The organism is Burkholderia sp. AU31624 (assembly GCF_020420065.1).
Lineage (GTDB): Bacteria > Pseudomonadota > Gammaproteobacteria > Burkholderiales > Burkholderiaceae > Burkholderia.
In genome coordinates this window covers 228,542-254,008 of sequence record NZ_JAIZRT010000005.1, presented here as the reverse complement: position 1 = coordinate 254,008, position 25,467 = coordinate 228,542, and the positions used below count along the sequence as shown (strand labels likewise).

Genomic DNA, 25,467 nt, shown 5'->3' with positions numbered 1-25,467 from the left:
CGGGATGATGTTCGACCCGAACGCGCCGGTCGAGGTCGTCACGCTGCGCGATGAGCGTGCCAGCGAGGCCGACGCGATCGGCCGCGTGATCGTCGTCGCGTTCGCGGGCGAGCCGGAAGGCGGGCAGTTCGAGCGGCGGATCGTCGATACGTTGCGGGCGGACGGTGCGTTGAGCGTCTCGCTCGTCGCGGAGCGCGACGGCCGCCTGATCGGGCACGTTGCGTTCTCGCCGGTGTCGATCGGCGGCGCACCGTCCGGCAGCCAGGGCTGGTACGGGCTGGCGCCGCTCGCGGTGCTGCCCGATTGCCAGCGGCAGAGTATCGGTGCGGGGCTGGTGCGTACGGGGCTCGACGCGTTGCGCCGGCTTGGCGCGCGCGGTTGCGTGCTGCTCGGCGAACCCGCGTACTACACGCGGTTCGGCTTTGCGCCATCCGGCGACATCGTGTTCCCGGGCGTGCCGCCCGAGTATTTCCTCGCGCTGTCGCTCGACGATTCGGCGCCGCGGCCGTCGGGTGACGTTCGCTATCACGACGTGTTCCATCCTGCGTAGCCTGCCGCGCTGGCGGTGCGCGTGAATCCGGCACGGGAAAGGCCGCTCTTTGGAGCGGCCTGTTTCTTTTGCCGGGCTGCAAGCGAAGCATCATGACTCGTCCGCAGGCAGGGTGCGCGGGCAATAAAAAAGCCGCTCCGAAGAGCGGCTTTTCGATGCGCGTGCGGCGCGTGCCGGCGTTACTTGACCGTTGCCTGCTGGCGCAGACCTTCCTCGAACGCCTGCAACTTCTGCTGCACGAGCTGCTGCGCGATCTGCTGCTTCACCTGCTCGAGCGGCGGCGGGGCGATGTCGCGGATGTCGTCGACGCGGATGATGTGCCAGCCGAACTGCGTCTTCACCGGCGTGTCGGTCATCTGGCCTTTCTGCAGCTTCTGCGCGGCCGCCGCGAATTCCGGCACGTACGCCTTCGGGTCGGACCAGTCGAGATCGCCGCCGTTCTTGCCCGAACCCGGATCCTTCGAGAACTGCTTTGCGAGATCCTCGAACTTCGCGCCGGCCTTGATCTTCGCGATCAGGTCCTTCGCCTGCTGCTCGTCGCTGACGAGGATGTGGTGCAGGTGGTATTCGCGATTGCCGCCGGCGCCCTTGACGAGGTCGTCGTAGCGCGCCTTCACTTCGGCGTCGGTCGGCTGGTTCTTCTTCAGGAAGCTCTCGATCATCGAGCGCAGCACGACGGTCTGCTGCGCGACGGCGACCTGCGCCTTCACGTCCGGACGGTTCGGGATGCCTTCACGGATCGCTTCCTGCATCAGGATTTCGCGGTTCACGAGTTCCTGGCGGACGGCCTGCTGCAGTTGCGGGCTGTCGGTCTGGCCTTGCTGGACGAGCTGAGCCACCATCGCGTCGGCGCGCGACTTCGGAATCGGCGTGCCGTTGACGACGGCGATGTTCTGGGCAAATGCCGGTGCCGCTGCAAAAGCAGCCGCCGCGACCCACAGGCGGGGGGATTTCAGGATCATCGGGAATTCCTAATGAGACTAGATTGAAGATTCGTTGAATTCTTCGGGCGTGTAAGCCACGATCGCGAGCGCGTGAATGCCGCGCTGCATCGCATCAGCGAGCGCATCATACACCAGCCGGTGCCGCGCGACGCGCGGCTTGCCCGTGAAGGTGGCCGACACGATCGTGACCGTGAAATGGCCGCCGGCGGACGCGCCGGCGTGGCCCGCGTGCTGCGCGCTGTCGTCGCGCACGGTGAGCGACAGCGGGGCGAGCGCGGCGGTGAGGCGCGCTTCGATCAGCGCGATGCGTTCGTCGGGCGACGCGTGGAGAAAGGCGTCCGTCATGTCACTCGTCCTTCAGGTATTTCGTGAGCCACAGGCTCTGCAGGATGATGAATACGACCATCGCGCCCGTCGTGCCGAACAGCTTGAAGTTCACCCATTGCGATTCGGTGAAGTTGTGCACCACGTACAGGTTCGCGACACCGAGCACCGCGAAGAACAGCGCCCAGGCGACGTTCAGCTTGTCCCACACGGGGTGCGGCAGCGTGAGCTGCTTGCCCATCATCTTCTCGATCAGGTTGTTGCCGAACGCATAGCGCGCGGCGAGCAGCCCGATCGCAAACAGCCAGTACAGCACAGTCGGTTTCCATTGAATGAATTTCTCGTCATGCAGGACGAGGGTGGCGCCACCGAAAACGACGATCACGCCGAGGCTGACCCACAGCATCGTGTCGACCTTCCGGTGCCGGAAGGCAACCCAGGCGACCTGGGCCAGCGTCGCGACGATCGCGACGGCGGTGGCGGTAAAGATGCCCCAGACCTTGAAGGCGGCAAAAAACAGGATGATCGGAAACAGATCGAACAGGAATTTCATGGCGCTCGCAGCTGCGTGAAAGGCCGCTTGCGCGGCCTTTCACCGTTGTAGGGACCCGCCAGGCACCGCCGGAGCGGATCGTGGCGGCGGCGCGAGGGGCGCCCCGCGGATCCGCCCGGCGCCGCTCATTCGTTTTCGGGTCGGGACTCGAAGTTTAACGCAGCCGAATTGATGCAGTACCGCAAACCGGTCTTGTCGCGCGGGCCGTCCTCGAAGACGTGGCCGAGATGCGCGCCGCAGTGGTTGCAGCGCACCTCGACGCGCACCATCCCGTGCGAGTAGTCGACCTTTTCGTCGATCACCTCGCCGTTGAGCGGCTTGAAGTAGCTGGGCCAGCCGCAGCCCGAGTGGAACTTGGCGCCGGATTCGAACAGCGGCGTGCTGCAGACGACGCATTTGTAGATGCCGTCGTCTTCGGTGTCGGTGTATTCGCCGGTGAAGGCGCGCTCGGTTGCCGCATGCTGCGTGACTTCGTACTGCATCGGCGTGAGCCGGCGGCGCAGCTCGGCGTCGTCCTTCTGGTACGGGAAGGTCTTGTCGTCGGAATCGTGGGACATGTGGGGTTCTCCTGATCGGTCGGTCGAGTCGCGCGGGTCGGGGCTCAGGACGAGCAGCTCACTTCGAGCGACCCGGCCCAGTCGGGCGGCAACGCCGCGTACGCTTCATGCTCCGGTTGTTCGTCGAACGGGCGGCGCAGGATCTGCGCGAGCCGCTCGACCTCCGAAAAATCCTTCTCCTTCGCGCGCCGGATCGCGACTTCGGCCAGATGGTTGCGCAACACGTATTTCGGGTTCGCGCGATTCATCGCGGCGGCACGTGCCGCGTCGTCGCGTGTTTCCTCGGACAGCCGCGCGCGGTAGAGGTTCGCCCACGCATCGAACGCGTCGCGGTCGATGAACAGGTCGCGCACGGGCGCGTCGCGGCTCGCGTCGTGCTTCGAGATCTGCGCGAGCCGGCGGAACGTCAGCGTGAAATCCGCGTGGCTCGCATGCATCGTCTCGAGCAGCTTGTTGGCGAGCTCGGCATCGTTCTCGCGTTCGAGCGCCAGGCCGAGCTTCGCGCGCATCGCACGTTCGAGCGCGGGGCCGAAACGTTCCGGAAATTTTGCGAGCACGGCCTGCGCGTCCTCCACCGCACGCTCGGCGCGCGCATCGTCGTCGGCGATGCCGTGCTGCAGGCCGATCAGCGGCAGCAGCGCCTGCGCGAGGCAATAGCAGTTCCAGTGCGCGATGCGCGGCTGCATCCGGTATGCGTAGCGGCCGCTCGTATCCGAGTGGTTGCAGATGTGGTTCGCGTCGAACGCATCGACGAAGCCGAACGGGCCGTAGTCGATCGTCACGCCGAGGATCGACATGTTGTCGGTGTTCATCACGCCGTGGCAGAAACCGACGGCCTGCCACTGTGCGACGAGGTCGGCCGTGCGCAGCGTCGCGGCCTCGAGCAGCGCGAGGTACGGATCGTCGGCGTGGCGGCAATCCGGATAGAAGCGATCGATCACGTGATCGGCGAGCTGGCGCAGCAGGTCGGGGCGATCGTTCGAGAAGAAGTGCTCGAAGTGGCCGAAGCGCACGAAGCTCTCCGACACGCGCGTGACGACGGCCGACGTCTCGATCTCCTCGCGCACCACCGGCTGGTCGGAGCCGATCACCGTCAGTGCGCGCGTGGTCGGGATGCCGAGGTGATGCATCGCTTCCGAGCACAGGAATTCGCGGATCGACGAGCGCAGCACCGCGCGGCCGTCACCCATCCGCGAGTAAGGCGTGCGGCCGCTGCCTTTCAGCTGCAGCTCGTAGCGGCGGCCGTCCGTGCCGGTGCGCTCGCCGATCGTCAGCGCGCGGCCGTCGCCGAGCTGGCCGGCCCACACGCCGAACTGGTGGCCGGAATACACCGCCGCATACGGCATCGCGTGCGCGGGCCAGTCGCGCGTCGGATTGCCGGCGAACAGCTCGGCGAAGCCGGGCTGCGCGGCGATCGATGGCGGCAGGTCGAGCAGTTGCGCGACTTCGTCGGAAAAGCCGACGACATACGGCGCGGCAAGCGGCGCGGCCGGCAGCCGCGTATGAAACGCGTCGCCGAGCGTGACGAACGCGCCAGTGGCGGGCTCGCCGAGCGTGGCGGCGAGGTCGGGGAGGGTGTCAGCCGGATCGGCTGCGCTTCGGGAAAACGACATGTTGAGCGCCTCTGGGTAAGCCGATATTGTAAGGCGGCGCCGCGCCGCCCGCATGGTGGCCCGCGCACCGTGCGCCACGCCCGTCCGGGGCCGCTGACGGGCGCGCCGCAGAGGCACCGATTCGCATCCTCACGGAGAACAAGACGATGGGTAAGCCGTTGCTGGGCCAGATGATGGACATGCCGTTGCTGGTGTCCTCGCTGATTTCGCATGCCGCGCGGCACGCCGGCGATACGGAGATCGTGTCGAAGCGCGTGGAAGGCGACCTGCATCGCTACACGTACCGCGATTGCGAACGCCGCGCGAAGCAACTGGCGCAGGCGCTCACGCGGCTCGGCGTCGAAGCCGGCGATCGCGTCGGCACGCTGGCGTGGAACGGCTACCGGCATCTGGAAGCCTATTACGGGATCGGCGGGATGGGTGCCGTGTGCCACACGATCAACCCGCGCCTGTTTCCCGAGCAGATCGCGTACATCGTCAATCATGCGGAAGACCGCTACGTCTTCTTCGACATCAATTTCGCGCCGCTCGTCGAGGCCATTGCGCCGCAATGCCCGCACGTGAAGGGCTGGGTCGCGATGACGGACGCCGCGCACCTGCCGTCCGGCACGACACCGTTCCTCTGCTACGAAACGCTCGTCGAAGCGGAGGATGGCCGCTACGACTGGCCGCGCCTCGACGAGCAGCAGGCGTCGGGGCTCTGCTACACGTCGGGCACGACCGGCAACCCGAAGGGCGTGCTGTATTCGCACCGTTCGACCGTGCTGCACGCGTACGGCGCCGCGCTGCCCGACGCGATGAACCTGTCCGCGATGGACGCCGTGCTGCCCGTCGTGCCGATGTTCCACGTCAACGCATGGGGGCTGCCGTACGCGGTGCCGCTCACGGGCGGCAAGCTGGTGCTGCCCGGCAAGGATCTCGATGGAAAATCGCTGTACCAGCTGATGGAGACCGAGCGCGTGACGTTTTCCGCAGGCGTGCCGACCGTGTGGCTCGGCCTGCTCAACTACATGCGCGAGGCCGGCGTGCGCTTCTCGACGCTGAACCGCACGGTGATCGGCGGCTCCGCGTGCCCGCCCGCGATGCTGCGCACCTTCGAGGACGAATACGGCGTGCGCGTGATTCACGCATGGGGCATGACCGAACTGTCGCCGCTCGGCACGCTCGCGAAGCTCAACTGGGCGCAGTCGCAGCGGCCGCTCGACGCGCAGCGCAAGCTGCTCGAGAAGCAGGGGCGCGTGATCTGCGGCGTCGACATGCGGATCGTCGGCGAGGACGGCCGCGAACTGCCGTGGGACGGCGTCGCGTTCGGCGAACTGCAGGTGCGCGGCCCGTGGGTGATCGATCACTACTTTCGCGGCGAATCGTCGCCGCTGTCGGACGGCTGGTTCCCGACCGGCGACGTCGCGACGATCGACCCCGACGGCTTCCTGCAGATCACCGATCGTAGCAAGGACGTGATCAAGTCGGGCGGCGAGTGGATCAGCTCGATCGACATCGAGAACGTCGCGATCGCGCACCCGGGCGTGGCCGAGGCCGCCTGCATCGCCTGTGCGCACCCGAAATGGACCGAGCGCCCGCTGCTCGTCGTGGTGCCGCGCGAAGGGGCGAACCTGAGCCGCGACGCGCTGCTCGCGTTCTACGAAGGCAAGGTCGCGAAATGGTGGATTCCCGACGACGTCGTGTTCGTCGAATCGCTGCCGCACACCGCGACCGGCAAGCTGCAGAAGCTGAAGCTGCGCGAGACGTTCCGCGACTACGTGTTGCCGACGGCGGTCTGCGAGCCGTAACTCGAGTCCGGGCCGGAAGCAGCTCGTGAGACGGTTGCCAGATCCGTCCCCGGATCGGGCAACCGGCATCGGGAACAAAATTCAAATTGAACGACCGTGCTTTTTCGTTGTATGCTGCCTCCGTTCATCAGGACATGCGGCTGTTCGACCGCGCACAATGAAGCGCAGCCACCCCGGCGCGCGATGCATGGAGGCAGGCAGATGGCAGTGGATTACTCGACTCGCGACGGCGTGGCCGTCCTTACGCTCAACAATCCGCCCGTCAACGGGCTCGGCCTGTCGACCCGTCAGGGCGTCATGGACGCGCTCGATCGCGCCGCGCAGGACCCGTCGGTGACAGCCATCGTGCTGACCGGCGCGGGACGCGCATTCTCGGGCGGCGCCGACATCACCGAATTCAATACGCCGAAGGCGCTGCAGGAGCCGACGCTGCACACCGTGATCCGCGCGGTGGAGACGAGCGCGAAGCCCGTCGTCGCGGCGCTGCACAGCGTCGTGATGGGCGGCGGCCTCGAGCTCGCGCTCGGCGCGCACTATCGCGTCGCGGCACCGGGCGCGCAGGTCGCGCTGCCCGAAGTGAAGCTCGGCCTGCTGCCGGGCGCGGGTGGCACGCAGCGCCTGCCGCGTGCGGTGGGGCTCGAAACCGCGCTGAACATGATCGTGTCGGGCGCACCCGTGCCGTCGGAGCAGCTGGCGAAGAGCGGGCTGTTCGATGAAATGGCCGATGGCGACCTGCTCGGCGCGGCCGTCGCATTCGCCCGCAAGGTCGGCGCGCAGAAGGGGCCGCATCCGCGTGTGCGCGATCGCAAGATCGTCCATGAGAACGCCGCCGGCTTCATCCAGTTCGCGCGCAATTCCGCGAAGGCTGCCGCCCCGAATTTCCCCGCGCCGCACAAGTGCATCGACGCGATCGAGGCCGGCGTGCTGCACGGCTTCGACAAGGGCAGCGTGGCCGAGCGCGAGGGTTTCGTCGCGCTGATGATGACGCCGGAAAGCCGCGCGCTGCGGCATGCGTTCTTCGGCGAGCGCGCGGCGAGCAAGATTCCCGACGTGCCGGCCGATACGCCGCTGCGCGAGATCCGCCGCGTCGGCGTGATCGGCGCGGGCACGATGGGCGGCGGGATCGCGATGAACTTCGTCAACGCGGGGCTGCCCGTCACGCTGCTCGAGACGAAACCGGAAGCGCTCGAGCGCGGCGTTGCGACGATCCGCAAGAACTACGATGCGCAGGTGAAGAAGGGCAAGCTCTCGCAGGAGAAGCTCGACGCACGCATGGCGCTGATCACGCCGACGCTGTCCTATGACGATCTGAAGGACGCCGACCTGATCGTCGAGGCCGTGTTCGAGGAACTCGGCGTGAAGGAGCAGGTGTTCAAGAAGCTCGACGAAGTCGCGAAAGCGGGCGCGATCCTCGCGTCGAACACGTCGACGCTCGACGTCGACAAGATCGCGGCGTTCACGAAGCGTCCGCAGGACGTCGTCGGCATGCACTTCTTCAGCCCGGCGAACGTGATGAAGCTGCTCGAGGTCGTGCGCGGCGCGCAGACCGCGAAGGACGTGCTCGCCACCGTGATGGCCGTCGCGAAGAAGATCCGCAAGACGGCGGTCGTGTCCGGCGTGTGCGACGGCTTCATCGGCAACCGGATGATCGAGCAGTACATCCGCCAGGCGCTCTTCATGCTCGAGGAAGGCGCGCTGCCCGCGCAGGTCGACCGTGCGATCGAGAAATTCGGTTTCGCGATGGGACCGTTCCGGATGAGCGACCTCGCCGGCAACGACATCGGCTGGGCAATCCGCAAGCGCCGCTACGTCGAGCAGCCCGAGCTCCACTACTCGAAGATCGCCGACCGCCTGTGCGAGCAGGGCCGCTTCGGCCAGAAGACGGGCGCGGGCTGGTACGACTATGTGCCGGGCGATCGCAAGGCGAAGCCGTCGTCGCTCGTCGACGAGATGGTCGTCGCATACTCGAAGGAGCGCGGTGTCGAGCGTCGCAAGATCGGCGACGACGAGATCGTCGAACGGCTCGTATTCGCGCTCGTCAACGAAGGCGCGAAGATCCTCGAGGAGAAGATCGCGTCGAAGGCGTCCGACATCGACATGGTCTACCTGACCGGCTATGGCTTCCCGCTGTGGCGCGGCGGCCCGATGCTGTACGCGGACGTGGTCGGCCTCTACAACGTCGAGCGCGCGATTCGCCGCTATGCGGCGGCACCGAACGGCGACGCATGGCAACTCGCGCCGTCGATCGCGGAACTCGCGAAGGCCGGCCGCGGGTTCAACGGCTGACGCGCCGGATCGCGGCGCCACGCACACCCGGAGAAACGCAATGAAACGCACCGACGACGTCCTGCTCGTGATCGACGTGCAATACGACTTCATGCCGGGCGGCGCGCTCGCGGTGCCCGACGGCGACGCGGTCGTGCCGGTGATCAATGCGCTCGCGCAACGCTTCGACCAGGTCGTGCTGACGCAGGACTGGCACCCGCGCGAGCACGTGTCGTTCGCGGCGAATCACCCGGGCCGCGAACCGTTCTCCACGCTCGCGCTGCCGTACGGCGAGCAGGTGCTGTGGCCCGTGCACTGCGTGCAGGACACCGACGGCGCGGCGTTGCATCGCGATCTCGATATCCCGCATGCGCGGCTCGTGATCCGCAAGGGCGGCGACGCGCAGGTCGACAGCTACTCCGCGTTCGTCGAAGCCGACCGCACGACGCGCACCGGGCTCGCGGGCTATCTGCGCGAGCTCGGCGCGAAGCGCGTGTGGTGCTGCGGGCTCGCGACCGACTATTGCGTCGCGTGGTCGGCGCTCGATGCGCGCGCGGCCGGTTTCGAAGCCGCGGTGATCAACGATGCGTGCCGCGCGATCGACCTGAACGGGTCGCTCGCCCACGCATGGCAGCAGATGCAGGCAGCGGGCGTCGCGCATGTGACGTCCGCGGGCGCGCGCCCGGCGGCGTAGCGCAATTCCCCATCCGATTCAGGTGAAGCAGGACCGAAGGAGACTCGCATGACCGAAGCCGTAATCGTATCGACCGCCCGCACGCCGCTGGCGAAATCCTGGCGCGGTGCGTTCAACATGACGCACGGCGCGACGCTCGGCGGCCACGCGGTCGCGGCCGCTGTCGAACGCGCGAAGCTCGACCCCGCACGCGTCGAGGACGTGATCATGGGGTGCGCAAACCCCGAAGGGGCGACCGGCGCGAACATCGCGCGGCAGATCGCACTGCGCGCGGGGCTGCCCGTGACGGTGCCGGGGATGACGGTGAACCGTTTCTGCTCGTCCGGGCTGCAGACCATCGCGCTGGCCGCGCAGCGGATCATCGCGGGCGAAGGCGAAGTGTATGTCGCGGGCGGCGTCGAATCGATCTCGTGCGTGCAGAACGAGATGAACCACCACATGATCCAGGAAGGCTGGCTCGTCCAGCACAAGCCCGAGATCTACTGGAACATGCTGCAGACGGCCGAGAACGTCGCGAAGCGCTACGGCATCTCGAAGGAGCGGCAAGACGAGTACGGCGTGCAGTCGCAACTGCGCGCGGCGGCCGCGCAGGAAGCCGGGCGTTTCCGTGACGAGATCGTGCCGATCACCGTGCTCGCGGGCGTGGCCGACAAGGCGACGGGCCGTCTGTTCACGAAGGAAGTGACGGTCTCGGCCGACGAAGGGATTCGCCCCGACACGACACTCGAAGGCGTATCGAAGATCCGGTCGGCCGTGCCGGGTGGCGTGATCACCGCGGGCAACGCGAGCCAGTTCTCGGACGGCGCGTCGGCCTGCGTCGTGATGAGCCCCGACGCCGCGCAGCGCGAAGGGCTGCAGCCGCTCGGCGTGTTCCGCGGGTTCGCGGTGGCCGGTTGCGAGCCGGACGAGATGGGCATCGGCCCCGTGTTCGCGGTGCCCAAGCTGCTGAAGCAGGCAGGGCTGAAGGTCGACGATATCGGCCTGTGGGAGCTGAACGAAGCGTTCGCGGTGCAGGTGCTGTACTGCCGCGACACGCTCGGGATTCCTGAGGATCGTCTGAACGTGAACGGCGGCGCGATCGCGGTCGGCCATCCGTACGGCGTATCGGGCGCACGCCTGACCGGCCATGCGCTGATCGAAGGCAAGCGGCGCGGCGTGAAGTACGCGGTCGTCACGATGTGCATCGGCGGCGGGCAGGGCGCGGCCGGCCTGTTCGAAATCCTCTGATCTTTGGCACGGAGCGGCCGCGGTTTCGCTTCGGCGAGACAGGCGGCCGCGACGCGAATCGGCGCGACTGATCCGCCATTCGAAACAATCGGGAAGCAAAAGGCATGCGCCCGGCAATGCCGTTTCCCCTTACTTGTCAAACGAATTGCCCCACCTATACTTGCTCTGACATTTGCCTTTCGGCACGATGGGCCGGATCGTGCGTCGTGCGATCCGTGCCGCGAAGGTTCGAACCAACGCAGCAGACCGACCGGGGACCGAATGAGTACGACCTATGCAGCCGGGGAACCGCCGCGCGTCGTCAGCGCGGCCGCAAGGCTCTACGCGAAATGCCTGCTGGTCGGATTCGCGTTGCTGCCCGCCTATCTGATCGCCTATCTGTGGTTCTTCAGCGACCCGCACGTCGTGTTCGAGAACCACGCGTTCCATGAAATCGCGATCGCCGCCGCGACCCTCGAAGGCGCGTTCGTCACCTACGTGACGTGGGTCTGCTACCGGTCGTCCGGCGAGCCGCTGCTGCGCTGGCTGACGCTGGGCTTTCTCGGCTTCGCGATGATCTATGCGCTGCACGGTGCGTTCACCGGAATGGCGCATCACAACATCTGGCTGTTCCTGCTGTACGGACCCGCGTCGCGGCTCGTGATGTCGATCCTGCTGCTCACGGGCCTGCTGTCGTATTCGCGTCCGCCCGATCGCCTCGAGAAGCGCACGAGCGTGCGCACGTGGCTGCCGTGGATCGTGTTCTTCGTGATCGTCAACGTGGCCGTGGCGTACATCGCGTATTCGCCGGTCGCGGGCGCGCCGGGCACGCGGCTGTCGATGGAAGGCGGCGCGCTCGTGTTCTCGCTGCTGAACGTCGCCGTGCTGCTCGCGCGACGGATCCGCTCGCCGCTGATGGTGATCTACGGCGTGTCGATCATGGCGTTCGCGCTGTCGTCGCTCGCGTTCATTCTCGGCAAGCCGTGGAATCACATGTGGTGGCTCGCGCATGCGATTTTTGCCGGCGGCTTCTTCCTGCTCAGCTACGGTGTCGTGCAGGCGCTGCAGACGACGCGCTCGTTCTCGGCGATCTACAGCCAGGAGGACCTGATGAGCCGGCTGTCGGAATCGATGGCGCGCACCGAGAGCGCGTTGCAGGAACTGCGGCGCACGAACCAGAAGCTCGAATACATGGCCGCGACCGATCCGATGACGGGCGCGTCGAACCGGCGGCAGTTCATCGCGCAGGTCGAGCGCGAGATGGTGCGGGCCGAGCGCGACGGCACACCGTTCTGCCTGCTCGCGCTCGATCTCGACAATTTCAAGAACATCAACGATGCGTACGGGCATCAGATCGGCGACGAGGTGCTGCGCGGCGTCGTGCGCCAGTGCCTCGATGCGATCCGGCCCGCGGGCGGCCTGGCGCGGGTCGGCGGCGAGGAGTTCATGGCGCTGCTGCCGGACATGCCGCTCGAAGGCGCGCGGATGACGGCGGAACGCGTACGCTCGTCGATCGCGAGTTCGCCGTTCGGGCTCGATTTCAAGCGCGTGCAGGTGACGGTCAGTGTCGGTGTCGCGCAATACGGGGCCGACGGCAGCACGGTCGATGCGTTGCTGCGCGTGGTCGACGAACGGTTGTACCAGGCGAAGCGGGAAGGGCGGAACCGGGTCGTGGCGCGGTGATACGGGTTGGCGCGGCACACGGGCGCGGGTGAACGGACGCAGAACATTCGGCCGCCCGGGCGTACAGAAGCTGTGTCCAGCGCCTCGATTTCTGACGAAGCCCCGGAGGCGGTCACGCCCCGGGGCTTTTGCATGCCCGGTCGGCACGCGACTGGCGACGCGCTACCGCGCTGCCAGCGCCGCCGCGCTCAGCTTCGGCTGCGCATCCTGCATCCGCTGCGACGCCTGCCACCAGTACTTGCCCGCGCGCTGCTGCGGGTCGCGGATCGCGAGATACGTCGTACTCCAGAGCTGTGCCGCGTTCGCTTCGGTGGCGTCGGCGCTGCGCGTGCCGAATGCATCGGTCTGGTACTTGCCGTTCACGTACGACCACGTCCACATCTCCGACGTGCGCATGTCGCGCCCGTTCGAGATCACCTGCCAGATCGTCTGCCGTGCCTGCGTGAGCAGCGTGCGTGTCGCGGCCGACAGGTCCTGGCGCGCGAGCTGGCGATCGAGCCCGGCCACCCACATCGCCTGCTGCCACGACCAGATCACCGTGCCGTGATACGCGGAACTGGTGAACTTCGGCCACAGCGCCTGGCTTGCATACGCCGGATTCGCGATCAGCATCCCGGCATCGGTCACGAGCCCGGTCGGGAACGGCCGCGTGACGTCGGTGACGATCCGCTGAAGCTCGTCGTCCGGCGGCGTGCCGAACAGCAGCGCGAAGCCGCCGTCCGAATTCATCACCGGAACCGGATTGCCCTGCTGATCGAGCGACAGCGCGTAGAACGCCAGCGGTGTGCCCGGCGCGGCGCCGGCCGGCACGCCGGCGGACGGCGCATAGGCCGACACGTCGGTGGCTGCCTGTGTGGCCGGCACGCTGACCTGGAACAGCGGCGGTGCCTGGGTTTCCCACGTGGCCGCCTGGTTAGCCGTGTTGGCGAGCGTCGCGCGCTGCCCGGCATCCAGATACGGATCGAGCAGGCCGCGCGCGAGGAATGCGTTCGCCGCGCGCAACGCGGCCGGCACGAGCACCGCGTTGACGTCGTACGGATAGACGCCGCCGCCGAGCCCGTCGGTGCTGTCGCGCCAGTTGCCGACGATTTCGCCGGGCCGCAAGTGGATCAGGTTCGCGACCGTCGGCTGTTGCGCGAACGGCTGAGCGGTCGTCGCGACGTGCAGCAGGTTGACGACCAGGCGGCTGCCATTGGTCTGCCCGTCGCTGCCGCGCTGGGCGAGATAGGTGGCCGCGCGGGCCTGGCCGCGCGTATCGTCGATCAGCCACGCGGCCGCGATCGGCGCGAGCAGGTAGTCGCTGTCGATCATCTTGTAGTCGTAGGTCGGCGTCGGATCGTTCGGCCGGCCGTTCTTCCGGTTGTCGACGAGCGCGAATTCGCCGATCCCTTCCTCGTGCGCGACCTTGCCGTCGGTCGACAGCCGGCTCAGCACCGACGACAGGCCGGCCTCGATCGCCGCGGGTTCGAGCACGGGCATCAGCATGCGCACCGAGATCAGCGTGTCGCGGCCGAAGTAGGTGTCGTACTGCCACGAGCCGGCCAGCAGCTTGTCGTGGAAACTCAGGAACTCGAGCACGTTCTGGCTCACCGGGTCGGGGTTCACCGAGGGCCCGAGCAGTTCGGCGCGCGTGATCGGCGACAACGGCGTCTCGCCCGACAGCGCATCGACATGCAGCCGCAGCGTGTGCGAGCCCGCCGGTGCGCTCAGGACGAGCTTGCCGTCCGCTGCCGGCGCGATGCTGCCGCCGTCGCGCAGCGTGATGCGCAGTGAATAGCCGGGCGCGCCGTCGATCCGGTCGCGTTGCCATTGCGCGGCGCCGCCCTGAACCGTCGGCGCGGCGAGGATCTCCTGCGGAATCGTGGCGCCGCCGTTGAAGTCGCGCAGGAAGCGCACGTTGCTGAGCACGCCCTGCCGGATCGTCAGCGTGTTGGTGTCCACCGACACGTCGGCGCCGATGCCGTACAGCGGACGGCCGTGCGTGTCGGGTGCCGATAGCGCGGACGGCGGCGTGTCGAGGCTCCAGTTCACCGGCTGCGCGGTGTCGTCGAACCACAGCCCGGTGCCGCTGTTGCCGGCGGGGAAGACCACGAGCAGACGCGGCTTCGTCGACGAGCGCGCGAGCAGGTGTGCGGCGACGTTGTCCTGCCGATAGAACGCGTTGATCTGGCCGCCGGTGTCCATGCGGAACGACAGTGCGGCGTTGTTCGACGGCGGGTTGCTCGATTTGACGTCGTCGTCATTGCAGGCCGCGAGCAGGCCGGCGCAGATGAATCCGAGACACAGCGACTTCGCAAGGCGATGCATGTTGATGTCCCTCCTGATGACTGGCGATTTTTATGAGAATTATCGAATGAGTGGGTACTCGATCTGCCTCGTCCGGTATTGCGAAATTCCAGGGAAATTCTGAATTAATCCGGGCGTGATTCTGGGGCGAATTGAATGGTAATTAACCGGTTGATGGTTAATGCCGGAATTGAAAGCAAAAGGAGGCGCTGCCCCGGCCAGGCATGAAACACTTCTCTGTTGGCGTTCCGGTGCGGTGCCGACATGGGGCGTGCACGGAGTGAAAAACGAAACGTAAGCTGCCGTAGGGGATTCTAAAGTTCGGATAAAGTCGAAGTCAATAATGATTTGATGGTTTTAGAATAATGTTATGGAGTGGGGTGCAATTATTGCTTGTCAGGTCGGTAAAATGTGCGCTTTTACGGGGGAGTGGAGACGTGCTGATTATCGAGTTTGGTGAAAATCGATTGGCAATCGATGTCGGTATTGGTGATTGATTGCGAACCGGGATTGAATCGTGGCGGTTTGCCTGTCGCCGTGTCTCGGGCGGTGCAAACGAAGCCGTGGAATGTGGTGGATTCGGCAATACGGAGGGGTGAGCAACCGGCGTTCCTGCGACCGGGCTGGCGCGTGACTCCGTGAATCGGGCTCCATGCGATCGCGCCAGCGGTGTCGGCAAGTTTGGTAGGCTTGGGAACCGCTTCCGCTTACCGAATTGCCGCAGTCGGTCATTGATGCGATTCGATATTCGTCGTTTGCGGGGATGACGATCTTGCGACAGAGCGACTTTTCATCGATGGCCGATGTTGGTTGGCGTCGCCTTCACTCCGGAGAATGCACCGTGCTGCACGTGTCCGACGATTCAGTGGTCGTATTGGTTGATTTTCAGACGCGGCTGATGCCGGTGATTCACGAAGGGGCATCGGTCGTCACGCAGGCTGTCCGACTTGCCCGTATTGCGCAGATACTCGGGGTGCCGGTGACGGGTACCGAGCAGAGCCCCGTCCAGTTGGGCCGGAACGTACCGGAGATCAAGGACCTGTGCTCCAGCACCGTCGTCAAGGATCATTTCGACGCATGCGCGGAGGGCCTGGTCGAGGCATTGCCGGCCGGGCGCAACAGCGTCATCGTCGCCGGTTGCGAGGCGCACGTGTGCGTGTTGCAAACGGCGTTCGGGTTGTTGCGCAGCGGTCGCAAAGTGACGGTGGTCAGCGATGCCGTGGGGTCGCGCAGGACGATCGACCGGGACGCGGGGATCGCCCGGCTCGCGGCGGCGGGAGTGCAAATCGCGACGGTCGAGATGATCGGATTCGAATGGCTGGGTTCCAGCCGGCATCCGCGTTTTCGCGATGTGCTGCGCCTGATCAAGTGAGCCGCGGCGCTCGTGCGCTGACGGGAACAGCGTTCCTGGAGTCGGATGCGTGAATCTCGGGATGTCGGCGCATTGGCGCCGTCAGGTTTGGCAGGCTGGCTGTCGGCGGTCGTGGGCGGGACCGTCGCGTTGGTGGGCGAGACGGAGAAAAATCGGGCATCGTGCGCGAGTGCCCGGTCGTGAACTTCTGACAGCGCGACGACAGTCCTTGTTGAACTGTCGCGCCGGCTCGAAACCTCGCCGTTGCGGGGCGGCGAGGTTTCTCGGTCGCCGACGGCGTTCAGGCCGCTGCCGCCTGATGCGCCGAGTCGCGCTGCTCGCCACCCAGGATATCGATGAGGCTGGCCAACATCCGCGCCAATTCACCGGTCATCAGCGTGACATCCGAGTCGAAGCGTTCATCGTCGTTCTGCGCGGTCGGATCCGCCGCTTCCTTGATCACGTCGAGCGGCGTCACGCGCTTGATCGTCAGCGACGGCGTCAGCACGAAGGAGATCCGGTTGTCCCAGGTCATCGCCAGGCGCATGCATTGTTTGCCGGCCTCGATGTGCCGGCGCATGTCGTTCGCTTCCAGCGCGTGGCCGACATATCGCACCGTGGCGCCGCCTTCGCCGCTCGAGCGCAATTCGGCGTCCTGGTCCACGGTGAATCCGCCCGGCGCCTCGCCGGACAACAGCCAATCCGTCATCGCGGCGACCGGCGAACGCACCACCTGAACACCGGCGAGCGGCAACTGATCGATCGATTTGACGAGCAGGCCGCGAACGTCGTCGGCAACAGCCTGTGAAGCCGCATCGATGACGAGCCAGCCGTTCACCGTATCGATCCACACGCGGGTATCGCGCTGAATGGTGAACGCGCGCGGGAGCAGTTCGTCGGTCACCTGCTCCTTGAGTTCGCGCATCTGCTTTCGCCCGACCTTGAAGCCCTGCTGCTCCTCGATTTCAAGCGCACGTGCCTTGGTCACCTGAGTGACGACCGACGCCGGGAGCAGCTTCTTCTCGGCACGAAACGTCAGCAACATCTGCCGGTTGATCGAATACACGAGTGCGCCGTCGTCACGCGGCGACGCCCATCCATGGCTCTGCATCTCGACGCTGGTGCCCGGCTGAAACGCATGGGGCGCCAGCCATTTTTCCATCTGATCGGGGGTAACGGCCCAAGGTGCCGGAAGACGATGAAGCTGAAGGTTCTTGAACCACATAGGAGTACGGGCAAAGCGCACCATTCTATATGACGGTGATGCTTCGGGTGCGGATTCGCTCGTGCGATTTGACGGTCCGATCGTTGATGATGTAGTGCCGGGTAGGTGGGCATCGCTCACCAAATTCGCCACGGAACGGAAGTCACGCCCTGCTCGAAAAGTTGCTTTTCCTTCGCCGATGGCAAGGAGATTCTCCTTCCCGGCAATTCTGTACTTGTACGGCCACCGCCTGGAGCCGGACGGATGGTGCCCGATTGGCAAGGGTGACAGGCAAGTCGCCGAACCGGAACGAACAGGAGCAACCGAAGTGCTCCGACATATCGTCATGTGGAAGTTGCATTGAAATATCAACGATTAATCTATTGATATTTGAGGAAATTCAACTTCCATTGATCGATTGATACCCCCCGTCGATTCCCCCTTTTTCCTCGCTGGAGCAGAAGCCGGGAGGGATGAATTTCCGTATCTCCAGTGGTCTTCTTCAGTTTCTTGGAATACCGCCGATAACCCTCTTGGACCGTCTCGTGCCAGAGGTGTCCGTTTCAATTACCGCCCTCATTTTCCCCCCGAGGGCGGGATTTTTTGCATGTAGGGCGTGTCCGTCAAAGTCGCTTTGGTCCCAAATATTGATCAGCTATATTGAAAGTGTCTCGGGGATGGGACACAGGACGGGGGGCAAAATGAAATACACGCACAATGAGAACGCAGGCCCCATCTGGGGTGTTGTCGGGGGTCTTCTTTTGACCGCAGTTGGGCTAAGCATGGGACTCTTTCCCAAGCTCCTGGATAGCACCGGCTCGCTGAACGATTTCGTCTCATCCGGCGTTACGATGCTTGGAGTCTTTCTATGCGTTTACGCTGTCCGCGAGACGCTGCGGCAGCATCATCGCTGAAGGCTAATGCAGGCACTGGATGTGTCGACGAGTAGGTCGTCCACGATGATCTCGCCTGCAGAACGGCCGGCGCGCAACGCATCGAGGCTGTCGGCAAACGGCTTGCCTTGATCGTCAGCCAAGCGAATCGGCGCTAGGAAAAAAGATCGTGTGTTTGCTGCGCGCACCTGGACTATTGCGAGGTAGCCGGGCGGTGTCTCGCAAGTGGCCGAAGATTCTCGAGACACTTCGGTCTTATGTTCGCAATGAACGTCGATCGTATATCCACGGTAGGTGTATGAGCTGGTCATGTTCGCCTCGCTGCGGGTAGAGCGACGTCCGAAGGTTTGCACGCGGAAGTATAGCTACGTGCCCTCGAAAAGCGACATGAATCTTGCCTATGGGCGCCAGTCGTTGCCGTAGGCCAACTCGATGATTTTCTTCGTAGGAATGCTCGCCCGCAATTTTGCGACGTCATCGTGACGGAACAGTTTGCAGCGGGCGATTTCGTTGTTTGGTTGCGGCTTCAGGTCGGCGCTGAGTTCACCAATAAACACGTGGTGCAGCTTTGAGAGACCGCCGAAGTGCATGGCATACGTAAGGTCCAAGCCGACCAAGCCGGTCTCTTCCTGCAACTCTCGATGCGCCGCTTCCAGAGGCGTCTCGCCGGCCTTAATTGTCCCGCCTGGCAGGGCCCATCGGGATGCCGCGCGCGCGACCAGCAACACACGGTTCCCTTGGAGGCACACTACAGTTGCGCGTTCTTTTATGGGTACATCGACGCAATCTTGGACGCTCATGACGGCTGCGGCTTGAGTATTTTTAGTATTCTAGCGCGGTGGTTCTGATTGCCTGTCCGATGTCTGCCGTCGGGCAGCGAGTTCCATAGGCAGCAGGTCATCGTCGACGCAGCGGGCTCGTTACTCATGTCATCGACCGATTTCGAAGCAAGTCTCATTGCCCTTGCGCGGGAGTCGTCATGGTTTTGGCCTGCACTGGTTGCGGTTCGAGCTCTCAATCTACCTTCGTGGTGCATCGGTGCGGGTGCGGTCCGAAACCTTGTGTGGGACTCGTTGCATGGGCTGGACGCGCCGTCGGCATTGTCTGACATCGATGTTGCGTACTTCGACGGAACAGATCTTTCTGCCGAGCGCGACGCGACGTTTGAGTTCCTGCTGGCGGCCACGCACCCCGAGCTTCCTTGGGAGGTGACCAATCAGGCCGCTGTACATCTCTGGTTCGAGAAAACCTTTGGGCATCCAGTGCTTCCGTTCAGATCACTGGCACAAGCGATTGCGTCGTGGCCAGAATACGCGACGGCGGTCGGACTTACATTGCTGAACGACGGGACAATCGATGTCTGTGCGCCATACGGACTCGATGACCTCTTTTCCATGGTGGTGCGACGCAATCCAGCGCGCGTCAGCATGGATACCTATCTTCGGCGAATCCAGCAGAAAAGATACAAGGACCGCTGGCCCCGTGTGACCATCATCGTTTAGAAATGCCACAGGCAGTCATGAGGAGTGTTGCCGACGGAAGTCCATCATCATTGGCCAATCGACGCGAGAGGATTCCTGAATGCTCACAACAGCGTTCGTCGTTGAGGTTCCTGCAGCCGAGTCAACTGTAGCGGATCTTCGGAGTCGGTTTGATGCTACCTCCGACCCGGGCGTGCCGGCGCACGTCACGGTTCTGTTTCCCTTCATGCCGCCTGACGAAATTACGCCCGACGTCCTTCGTCAGGCGCAAAGCGCGCTGAGCGTTGTGCAGCCGTTCGAATTTTCGTTGAGGAAGGTCGAGCGGTTTGCAGTCACCACTTATCTTGCTCCCGATCCGCCGGAACCGTTCGTCGCCTTGACGACTGCGCGGGTCGAGCGCTTTCCCATGTTTCGCGCCTATGGTGGTGCACACGATGGCATGGTTCCGCATCTGACTGTCGCGCACGGGGATGCCGCGACAGCCCATCTGGTGGCCGTCGAGCTCGAACATCGTCTGTCTGCGCGTGAGGTGATTCGAACGTGCTGTCACTCCGTCGCCTTGCTGGAGAACGCGTCGGGCCGCTGGAGGAAGATGCACGAGATTGCGCTTCCAACGGTTGATGTGTAGTCCGGCCAGTTCCCGGCGGTCACGACCGGCGGCCACCGGCCGCCAGGCGCCATCCGCACGCGTCGTCGACCTGCCTTCCTGTCGTTCCTGCTAGCGGAATTGACGTTGGAGAGCCACCAATGAAGGCCGGCGCACCCAGGTGCGCTCTCTGCCCCTACCTGGCCGTACTCGTCGACGTGTCGCACCGCGCGTTTCAATTTCGAAACGATCCGATGCGTCTGAAAAGCGATGCGCTCGGACGGTTCGTGACGGCGATGCCGCCGCACGGTCACTGGGCGCTCGCAGCAGCGGCAATCGACATAGGCCGTCGCACGATAGATGCCAACCTGTATCAGTGCTGAAACACATTCATTCGGCCAGCGTGCCCATTTCCGTATTTCCGGCTTCAAGTCGCCATGCACGCCCATCCGGCATGGATGGCACGCCACTTGCAATGGAGAATGGGGTTTAGGCGCGTGATTTTATGAAAACCGCCGCGGGTGACCGAAACCTGGCGCACGGAGTCTTCGGGGGAAGGTCGCGTCGCCTGATCTACGGTTCGGTCGTCCGTTTCTCCATCGTGACGAGACGCATTCGAGTTCGCCTTTCCTTGCGAACCGGCTACGGGCGTGAGCGAACCGCAGTACGGAGAACGTTGCAAAAACAACCGGTCGGCGTCGGGGGCAAGAACTATGACATTCACGTTTACGCTGATTGATCTCGCGGGCTCAATTGCGCTGGTGCTACTGGGCACGCAAATGGCCCAGACCGGCGTGCAGCGCGCATTCGGCGCTGAACTTCGGGCACTTCTGGGGCGGACGCTTCACGGGCGATTTCCTGCCTTCTTCGGCGGCCTGGGCGTCACGACGGTGCTGCAAGGCAGTGCGACAACGGCAGTCATGACGCGGGAGTTTGCAACGGAAGGGCGCGTCGACCTGGTTTCCTCGCTGGCCGTCATGCTTGGCGCGAACGTGGGTGCGACATTGATCGTGCAGGCGCTTTCGTTCGCAGTCGAGACCGTGTCGCCTGCACTGGTCCTCGTTGGCGTGCTGATGTTCCGCAAGGCATCCAACACGCGCGCGCACGACTTGGGGCGCATGTTCATCGGTCTGGGCCTGTTGCTGCTCGCATTGCATCACCTGCAGGAATTGATGACAGACTACGAGGATGCGCCGAGCCTTCGGATGTTGCTGGGTGCCGCCTCGACGGAACCGCTGGTCGATTTCCTGCTGGCGGCTGGCCTGACTTGGGCCGCCGATTCGAACGTGGCAGCCGTTCTCCTGATCGTGTCACTCTGCGGGCAGAACGTGGTTCCACCCGATACAGCTTTCGCATTGGTGTTGGGCGCGAATCTGGGCGCTGCCATCCACCCGGTGCTGGACGGAACCGTCACGCACGATCCTGTGTCCAGGCGCGTGCCGGTTGGCAATCTGCTCATCATGTCGGTCGGTGTCGTGCTTGTTCTTGCAGCCCTCACGCCGATCGGCTGCGTCATGGTCAGAATCGAGCCGGACAACGGGCGGGTGGTGGCCGATTTTTATACCCTGTTCAATCTGTCGCTGGCCTGCCTGTTCTTGCCACTGCTTGCTCCATGCGCAGACCTGCTGAGCCGGCTGCTTCCGGCGCTTGTGAAGGTTTCAGACACTCCTCGGCCCCAGCATGTTGATCCGTTCACGCGGCAGGTGACCGAGGCAACACCCGGCCCGGGTGCCCGCGACGTGCTTCCCGTCACCGTTACGCAATTCGGGAAGCTCTCACGATCTTGTTCTGCATCGGGCGGACGCGACGGAATGCTGGTTACGAAGATCCGCACTCGTGATGACATTCTGGATAACGTCAAGGTTGCGCCCAGGACGTGCGCGACATTTCCCGATATTGGTCAACTTCCCGGATACGATGAACAGCGCCGGCATGAAAGCGGTGGCCGATTGCGCGAGGACGCGCAGAATGGTATCGAAATCAGGGAGTGCAACGACCACACGCTTCAGCAGGTGAGTACCGATGGCAGCGTGCAGACGTACTACCCGGCGAAGTCGCTGTGGCTCACTCTGCAGGACATTCAGGTCATCAGGCGACTGGAGCCGGCTGGTGGGACAACACACTCGATGCTGTCAACCTATGTCCAGGGGACTGCGAGTCTGGACGACTGCTGTCTGTCGATCATTGGGGATGGGCAGAACGACACGCGCACGGTACACATCACCTTCGCGGCTCGCGAGATCGGAGAGACTGAACGGCAAGGCCTTCGCAACTTGCAGGACGCACTAGGCATCGCCCATTCGGACGATCCGCTTGGCACGGCAAGGCTCGGCTACAACGAGTCCGATGACGAGATGCTGGAACCGGCTCAGTGGTGGGCAATGTGTGACGTGCCGGCGAGCAGCATGCAGGCACTTGCCGACGGCGTCGAGGCGGGACAGGTCACTGCCGTCAGGGCCGGGCTGTGCCTGCGGGACGTCTACACGTCGATCCCGTCCGGTGCTGCGCTGACGAGTGGATTCCGCGCGTTCCTCAGGCCCGGCGAGGATGGCAGCACATTTGAAACACCGGCAACTGCCAGCGGATATGTCGTGTATCTCGCCATTGATTTCCCGAAGGTCAGCCTGCCGGGAGATGGCCGCTCAGCGCAGATGCCGCTGCGCACGGACGGCAGGAATCCCGTCGTGGCGCTGACGGAACGGCTCGACAAGGTGTTCGCTGGCTTGAAGTGGCTCGCTGCGCTGGTCGCGATCCTGGTTGTCCTGCTTCTGATCAAAGGGAGGTGACTACCCAAGTAGCTTTAGACCTGATCCGATGCTGGCTGACGGATCAGGTCTCGACTTAGGCAGATGATTGGGCGATGGACGTTTCGTGCGATGTGATGGAACGAATCCATGCTTGTACTTCTGTCTCTGCCCATAGTGAGAGATTGCGAACTTTTCGTGGTCTCGGGAAACTACTTTCCTTCATCATGTCGTAGATCGTCGTCTTGCCCAAGCCGACCATGTCCAGAACGGTCGGAAGTCGCAACAGTCGTTCGGTGGTGGTGCTCAATTCTCTGTACCTCGTTATTCGGTGACGGGCTGAGTTGCACGGGCGAGTTGCATTAGCCCCGTTTCAAGCGTGATCGTAGCGGTCGTGGCCCAGGTGCGCGCATCCTGCGCCGCCTTGTGGCGAGCGAATGATCCGATCTCGTCGGCCATCAGGTTCAGCAGCTCGACGTCGGCCGCGTGCGAGATCTCGCTGATCAGTGAGCGGATCTTGATGCGAAGGGCGTCGAGTTGCGCGAGTCTGCCTTGGCGGCTATCCGCCAAGGCTTCGTTCGTCTGGATAGGTTTGCGCCGCGCGAGCGGCGCTTCGTCTTTCTGGATCGCTTTTGCGGGCGTCAGCCCGACGTTGTTCGACTGCATCGAAGTGCTGCTGACGCTCGCCAGTGCGTTAGCCGGGCGCGAGGTCATCGGGCGGCCTCCTGCGCCGTCTCGGGCGTCCAGTCGGGGTCGGGCAACTGGAGGATGTCGTCGAGCCACTGAAGAACGACCGGCAGATCTCTTTGTCGCTTGATGTTTTCACTGGCGAGAACCTTTCTAAGCCACCGAGCCCCTTCTTGAACCGCCTGCATCCGCGTCGGATAGCTCGTGGTGCCGGGGCCATATTTCAGTGGCGTCGATGCGAAGCTGTCGTCGAAGTTGTACATAGCCGCGCAAATCCACTGATCCACTTTCGGTTGGGCCACGTAGATCTCGCCGATCGGTTTCTTCGTCCGCTTGCAGTTGGGTGATCGAAGCGTATCGGTCGCGACACAGCGGCCGTCTTGATCCGGTGCGGTCACGGGGTAGATTCGTGGTTTTTGCGGAGTGTCGAGGAGATCGGCGAGCGGCGAGAGCGCTGTGTGGACACCCCGGATCGTTCCGGGGGATAGCTTGCCGAAAACGGGGTCGTGCAGGACCGCCTGCAACGCTTGCAAAAGTTGCTTTGCACACGCGTCGTTGATCTTTGCTGCTTTGGCCGCTGCCGGCTCGGTGCTCGACGTGCCGCCGGTCAGGTGCTTTTTCGTGACCTTGTTCCTACCGGCTTCCTTCGCTTTCGACGGCCCGGACACGATGCGTTCAAGCGCCTTGTCGCCGCCGTGCGTGTGGATCTCTTCGATCGCGACGGTGCCTGCGATCGAGCCGTTGCGGACGAGGTCGTGCAGTTCGGTGGGTGCCTTTTCAAGCAGTGCTGCATCACGGATCGACTGCTCGGAAATGTTCAACTGGGCGCAGATGTCGTCCGCGTTCATTTTGTGAACGTCCCGCAGTTCAGCGATCGAGGTCGCGAGATCGAGCGGCGACGATGGCTTTGAGCGATTGCTCAAGTAACCGTCGACGACCATCTTCGGTCGCTTCACTTCGCGAGAATCCAGCACGACAATCGGAATCTTTCCCAGATCCTTCCCGGCCTTAATCGCCGCGCCTGCTGAGAGGTAGCGGTGCTGCCCCTTGAAGACGTAGAAGTAGTCTTCCCCGTCCGCCTTGCGCACATAGCAGTGCAGCGGGGCGGCCTTGTCGTATCCGTTCTGCATCATCAACGCGGTCAGCTCCTTGACCCACTCCGGATCGACCGGGCGAACGTTGTCGCGTGGGTCATAGCGGAGTGATTCGTAAGGCGTCGTCCACAGGTCCGCCGACGTTGCACCGGCAGCGGCTGCTGCAGCTTTCGTGTTCGCGGTCGCAACCGATGCTGCGAAAGAATGTGATCAGGCGGTGGCTGATGCCGCCGCTGCTGGTGGAGCGGCTGATGGGCTGCGTAAGCAGGTCGCCGCGCTTATCGCCGACGTCCGGCGTGCCGGCGCTGCCGGTGGAAGCACGACAGCCGGTGCCCCCTCAATCTGCTTGCCGATGTGTTCGGCCGGGCTGACGAGCGCGCGGGAGAGTTGGCGAGGATCGCTGACGAGCGCGGCGTCGCCGGCCAGCAGTGCGAGCGGAGTTACGACGCGTTGAGCAGCGACACGCAAACTAATCTGCCGCAGTAGCGCGGCAATCGAGGCCGAGCGGTCTCGAGAGAAACAAGGCGGCCGGAAAGTGTGCAGCGATACGCTTCCCGGTTGCCTTTCGGCTGTCTGTGTCAGTGAATCGGCCGAGGCCATGCTACCTACGGGTAGGTGGACCGGATTCTCTGAAAGATTTGCTGGCAATTTTTGCTGCGATTGAAGGTGTGTAATGGCCTGTAATTGATTGTTGAGGAATCAGTGGATAAGGTGAAGGTGATTGTTTTTTTATTTTAATAAATGAATTTATTAAATTTAAGGCGGTGTATCGGGGGGCTTTGGATTGGCTTTTTATGTTGAGTGGTGGTTGAGCGGATTGAATGTCTTGCGGTTGTGAAAATTTAACGCTTCATTTCGGGGGATGTATGAATTCATATGGCGACGTCAGTGCCTTGGTGTTCGAGTTGGCTAACGAGGGAGTGCATGTCCGTTCGAAATCAATGTCATTGAAAAGTGTTAAG

Annotated in this window: 23 protein-coding genes and 1 pseudogene; 12 read left to right on the top strand and 12 right to left on the bottom strand. The window is 63.9% G+C overall.

Annotated features, from left to right (window positions below; genetic code table 11):
• The first annotated feature begins 4 nt into the window (after window positions 1-4).
• Entirely contained in the window at window positions 5-550 is a 546-nt protein-coding gene (locus tag LGM89_RS20230) for a GNAT family N-acetyltransferase (RefSeq protein ID WP_226273856.1), read from the top strand.
• Window positions 551-729: 179 nt separating this feature from the next.
• On the opposite strand, the gene LGM89_RS20225 is transcribed toward LGM89_RS20230, so the two are convergent.
• From LGM89_RS20225 to LGM89_RS20205, 5 genes are all read right to left on the bottom strand, one after another.
• The gene (locus tag LGM89_RS20225) at window positions 730-1,512 is read right to left on the bottom strand and encodes a peptidylprolyl isomerase (protein WP_089495040.1); all 783 of its coding nucleotides are present in this window, start codon (window positions 1,510-1,512) and stop codon (window positions 730-732) included.
• 18 nt (window positions 1,513-1,530) lie between these two features.
• Window positions 1,531-1,839: a BolA family protein gene (locus LGM89_RS20220; RefSeq protein ID WP_226273742.1), complete on the bottom strand. Its 309-nt coding sequence runs from the start codon at window positions 1,837-1,839 to the stop codon at window positions 1,531-1,533.
• A 1-nt stretch (window position 1,840) separates the two neighbouring features.
• Window positions 1,841-2,371, bottom strand: a complete 531-nt coding sequence (locus LGM89_RS20215) for a septation protein A (RefSeq protein WP_011352350.1) — start codon at window positions 2,369-2,371, stop codon at window positions 1,841-1,843.
• A gap of 125 nt (window positions 2,372-2,496) precedes the next feature.
• Window positions 2,497-2,928, bottom strand: a complete 432-nt coding sequence (gene msrB / locus LGM89_RS20210) for a peptide-methionine (R)-S-oxide reductase MsrB (RefSeq protein WP_089440292.1) — start codon at window positions 2,926-2,928, stop codon at window positions 2,497-2,499.
• Window positions 2,929-2,972: 44 nt separating this feature from the next.
• Entirely contained in the window at window positions 2,973-4,541 is a 1,569-nt protein-coding gene (locus tag LGM89_RS20205; protein WP_226208141.1) for a protein adenylyltransferase SelO, read from the bottom strand.
• Between the two features lie 146 nt (window positions 4,542-4,687).
• Here LGM89_RS20205 and LGM89_RS20200 point away from each other — a divergent pair, with 146 nt between their 5' ends.
• The 5 genes from LGM89_RS20200 (at window position 4,688) to LGM89_RS20180 (ending at window position 12,179) form a co-directional block, all read left to right on the top strand.
• Window positions 4,688-6,331 (top strand): 3-(methylthio)propionyl-CoA ligase, encoded by a 1,644-nt coding sequence (locus LGM89_RS20200; protein WP_089495038.1) that lies wholly within the window; start codon window positions 4,688-4,690, stop codon window positions 6,329-6,331.
• Window positions 6,332-6,532: 201 nt separating this feature from the next.
• Window positions 6,533-8,617, top strand: a complete 2,085-nt coding sequence (locus LGM89_RS20195) for a 3-hydroxyacyl-CoA dehydrogenase NAD-binding domain-containing protein (protein ID WP_226208139.1) — start codon at window positions 6,533-6,535, stop codon at window positions 8,615-8,617.
• Between the two features lie 40 nt (window positions 8,618-8,657).
• Window positions 8,658-9,290, top strand: coding sequence for a bifunctional nicotinamidase/pyrazinamidase (gene pncA, locus LGM89_RS20190; protein ID WP_046545910.1), 633 nt, complete (start codon window positions 8,658-8,660; stop codon window positions 9,288-9,290).
• Window positions 9,291-9,338: 48 nt separating this feature from the next.
• A complete protein-coding gene (locus LGM89_RS20185; RefSeq protein WP_226273741.1) occupies window positions 9,339-10,517 on the top strand; it encodes an acetyl-CoA C-acyltransferase in 1,179 nt (392 codons plus the stop codon).
• A 261-nt stretch (window positions 10,518-10,778) separates the two neighbouring features.
• The gene (locus tag LGM89_RS20180; protein WP_089495035.1) at window positions 10,779-12,179 is read left to right on the top strand and encodes a GGDEF domain-containing protein; all 1,401 of its coding nucleotides are present in this window, start codon (window positions 10,779-10,781) and stop codon (window positions 12,177-12,179) included.
• 162 nt (window positions 12,180-12,341) lie between these two features.
• Here LGM89_RS20180 and LGM89_RS20175 read toward each other — a convergent pair whose 3' ends face one another.
• Window positions 12,342-14,486 (bottom strand): hypothetical protein, encoded by a 2,145-nt coding sequence (locus LGM89_RS20175; RefSeq protein ID WP_226273740.1) that lies wholly within the window; start codon window positions 14,484-14,486, stop codon window positions 12,342-12,344.
• An 820-nt stretch (window positions 14,487-15,306) separates the two neighbouring features.
• On the opposite strand from LGM89_RS20175, the gene LGM89_RS20170 reads away from it, so the two are divergent.
• Window positions 15,307-15,837, top strand: coding sequence for an isochorismatase family protein (locus LGM89_RS20170; protein ID WP_226273739.1), 531 nt, complete (start codon window positions 15,307-15,309; stop codon window positions 15,835-15,837).
• 280 nt (window positions 15,838-16,117) lie between these two features.
• Here LGM89_RS20170 and LGM89_RS20165 read toward each other — a convergent pair whose 3' ends face one another.
• The 3 genes from LGM89_RS20165 to LGM89_RS20155 form a co-directional block, all read right to left on the bottom strand.
• Window positions 16,118-17,041, bottom strand: a complete 924-nt coding sequence (locus LGM89_RS20165) for a recombination-associated protein RdgC (protein ID WP_089456365.1) — start codon at window positions 17,039-17,041, stop codon at window positions 16,118-16,120.
• 883 nt (window positions 17,042-17,924) lie between these two features.
• Window positions 17,925-18,224 carry a hydrogenase maturation factor gene (locus tag LGM89_RS20160; protein ID WP_226208134.1) on the bottom strand — a complete coding sequence of 100 codons (300 nt, stop codon included), beginning with the start codon at window positions 18,222-18,224 and terminating at the stop codon, window positions 17,925-17,927.
• An 87-nt stretch (window positions 18,225-18,311) separates the two neighbouring features.
• Window positions 18,312-18,713, bottom strand: a complete 402-nt coding sequence (locus LGM89_RS20155) for an NUDIX hydrolase (protein ID WP_226273738.1) — start codon at window positions 18,711-18,713, stop codon at window positions 18,312-18,314.
• Window positions 18,714-18,839: 126 nt separating this feature from the next.
• Between LGM89_RS20155 and LGM89_RS20150 the strand changes: the two genes are divergently transcribed.
• The 4 genes from LGM89_RS20150 to LGM89_RS20135 all read left to right on the top strand — a co-directional run bounded on the left by LGM89_RS20150 (window position 18,840) and on the right by LGM89_RS20135 (window position 22,766).
• Window positions 18,840-19,415: a nucleotidyltransferase family protein gene (locus LGM89_RS20150; RefSeq protein WP_226208133.1), complete on the top strand. Its 576-nt coding sequence runs from the start codon at window positions 18,840-18,842 to the stop codon at window positions 19,413-19,415.
• A 79-nt stretch (window positions 19,416-19,494) separates the two neighbouring features.
• Window positions 19,495-20,022 carry a 2'-5' RNA ligase family protein gene (locus tag LGM89_RS20145; RefSeq protein ID WP_226208132.1) on the top strand — a complete coding sequence of 176 codons (528 nt, stop codon included), beginning with the start codon at window positions 19,495-19,497 and terminating at the stop codon, window positions 20,020-20,022.
• 119 nt (window positions 20,023-20,141) lie between these two features.
• The gene (locus LGM89_RS20140; protein ID WP_226273737.1) at window positions 20,142-20,363 is read left to right on the top strand and encodes a hypothetical protein; all 222 of its coding nucleotides are present in this window, start codon (window positions 20,142-20,144) and stop codon (window positions 20,361-20,363) included.
• Window positions 20,364-20,693: 330 nt separating this feature from the next.
• Complete coding sequence (locus LGM89_RS20135) at window positions 20,694-22,766, top strand: Na/Pi cotransporter family protein (RefSeq protein WP_226273736.1); 2,073 nt, start codon at window positions 20,694-20,696, stop codon at window positions 22,764-22,766.
• Window positions 22,767-22,821: 55 nt separating this feature from the next.
• On the opposite strand, the gene LGM89_RS37380 is transcribed toward LGM89_RS20135, so the two are convergent.
• The 3 genes from LGM89_RS37380 to LGM89_RS20120 are packed head-to-tail and all read right to left on the bottom strand — an operon-like array spanning window position 22,822 to window position 24,547.
• Window positions 22,822-23,010, bottom strand: coding sequence for an AlpA family phage regulatory protein (locus LGM89_RS37380; protein WP_226208142.1), 189 nt, complete (start codon window positions 23,008-23,010; stop codon window positions 22,822-22,824).
• Window positions 23,011-23,048: 38 nt separating this feature from the next.
• Window positions 23,049-23,390 (bottom strand): hypothetical protein, encoded by a 342-nt coding sequence (locus LGM89_RS20125; protein WP_319001507.1) that lies wholly within the window; start codon window positions 23,388-23,390, stop codon window positions 23,049-23,051.
• A gap of 44 nt (window positions 23,391-23,434) precedes the next feature.
• Window positions 23,435-24,547, bottom strand: coding sequence for a pyridoxal phosphate biosynthetic protein PdxJ (locus LGM89_RS20120; RefSeq protein ID WP_226273734.1), 1,113 nt, complete (start codon window positions 24,545-24,547; stop codon window positions 23,435-23,437).
• Between the two features lie 142 nt (window positions 24,548-24,689).
• Here LGM89_RS20120 and LGM89_RS20115 point away from each other — a divergent pair.
• Window positions 24,690-24,991 (top strand): annotated as a pseudogene (locus tag LGM89_RS20115) (DUF2514 family protein); the annotation flags it as partial.
• Window positions 24,992-25,467 lie beyond the last annotated feature (476 nt).

Coding starts and splice junctions, on each gene's coding strand:
- LGM89_RS20230 (WP_226273856.1), top strand. CDS start 5: ATGATGTTCGACCCGAACGCGCCGGTCGAGGTCGTCACGCTGCGCGAT.
- LGM89_RS20225 (WP_089495040.1), bottom strand. CDS start 1,512: ATGATCCTGAAATCCCCCCGCCTGTGGGTCGCGGCGGCTGCTTTTGCA.
- LGM89_RS20220 (WP_226273742.1), bottom strand. CDS start 1,839: ATGACGGACGCCTTTCTCCACGCGTCGCCCGACGAACGCATCGCGCTG.
- LGM89_RS20215 (WP_011352350.1), bottom strand. CDS start 2,371: ATGAAATTCCTGTTCGATCTGTTTCCGATCATCCTGTTTTTTGCCGCC.
- msrB (WP_089440292.1), bottom strand. CDS start 2,928: ATGTCCCACGATTCCGACGACAAGACCTTCCCGTACCAGAAGGACGAC.
- LGM89_RS20205 (WP_226208141.1), bottom strand. CDS start 4,541: ATGTCGTTTTCCCGAAGCGCAGCCGATCCGGCTGACACCCTCCCCGAC.
- LGM89_RS20200 (WP_089495038.1), top strand. CDS start 4,688: ATGGGTAAGCCGTTGCTGGGCCAGATGATGGACATGCCGTTGCTGGTG.
- LGM89_RS20195 (WP_226208139.1), top strand. CDS start 6,533: ATGGCAGTGGATTACTCGACTCGCGACGGCGTGGCCGTCCTTACGCTC.
- pncA (WP_046545910.1), top strand. CDS start 8,658: ATGAAACGCACCGACGACGTCCTGCTCGTGATCGACGTGCAATACGAC.
- LGM89_RS20185 (WP_226273741.1), top strand. CDS start 9,339: ATGACCGAAGCCGTAATCGTATCGACCGCCCGCACGCCGCTGGCGAAA.
- LGM89_RS20180 (WP_089495035.1), top strand. CDS start 10,779: ATGAGTACGACCTATGCAGCCGGGGAACCGCCGCGCGTCGTCAGCGCG.
- LGM89_RS20175 (WP_226273740.1), bottom strand. CDS start 14,486: ATGCATCGCCTTGCGAAGTCGCTGTGTCTCGGATTCATCTGCGCCGGC.
- LGM89_RS20165 (WP_089456365.1), bottom strand. CDS start 17,041: ATGTGGTTCAAGAACCTTCAGCTTCATCGTCTTCCGGCACCTTGGGCC.
- LGM89_RS20160 (WP_226208134.1), bottom strand. CDS start 18,224: ATGACCAGCTCATACACCTACCGTGGATATACGATCGACGTTCATTGC.
- LGM89_RS20155 (WP_226273738.1), bottom strand. CDS start 18,713: ATGAGCGTCCAAGATTGCGTCGATGTACCCATAAAAGAACGCGCAACT.
- LGM89_RS20150 (WP_226208133.1), top strand. CDS start 18,840: ATGTCATCGACCGATTTCGAAGCAAGTCTCATTGCCCTTGCGCGGGAG.
- LGM89_RS20145 (WP_226208132.1), top strand. CDS start 19,495: ATGCTCACAACAGCGTTCGTCGTTGAGGTTCCTGCAGCCGAGTCAACT.
- LGM89_RS20140 (WP_226273737.1), top strand. CDS start 20,142: ATGAAGGCCGGCGCACCCAGGTGCGCTCTCTGCCCCTACCTGGCCGTA.
- LGM89_RS20135 (WP_226273736.1), top strand. CDS start 20,694: ATGACATTCACGTTTACGCTGATTGATCTCGCGGGCTCAATTGCGCTG.
- LGM89_RS20125 (WP_319001507.1), bottom strand. CDS start 23,390: ATGCAGTCGAACAACGTCGGGCTGACGCCCGCAAAAGCGATCCAGAAA.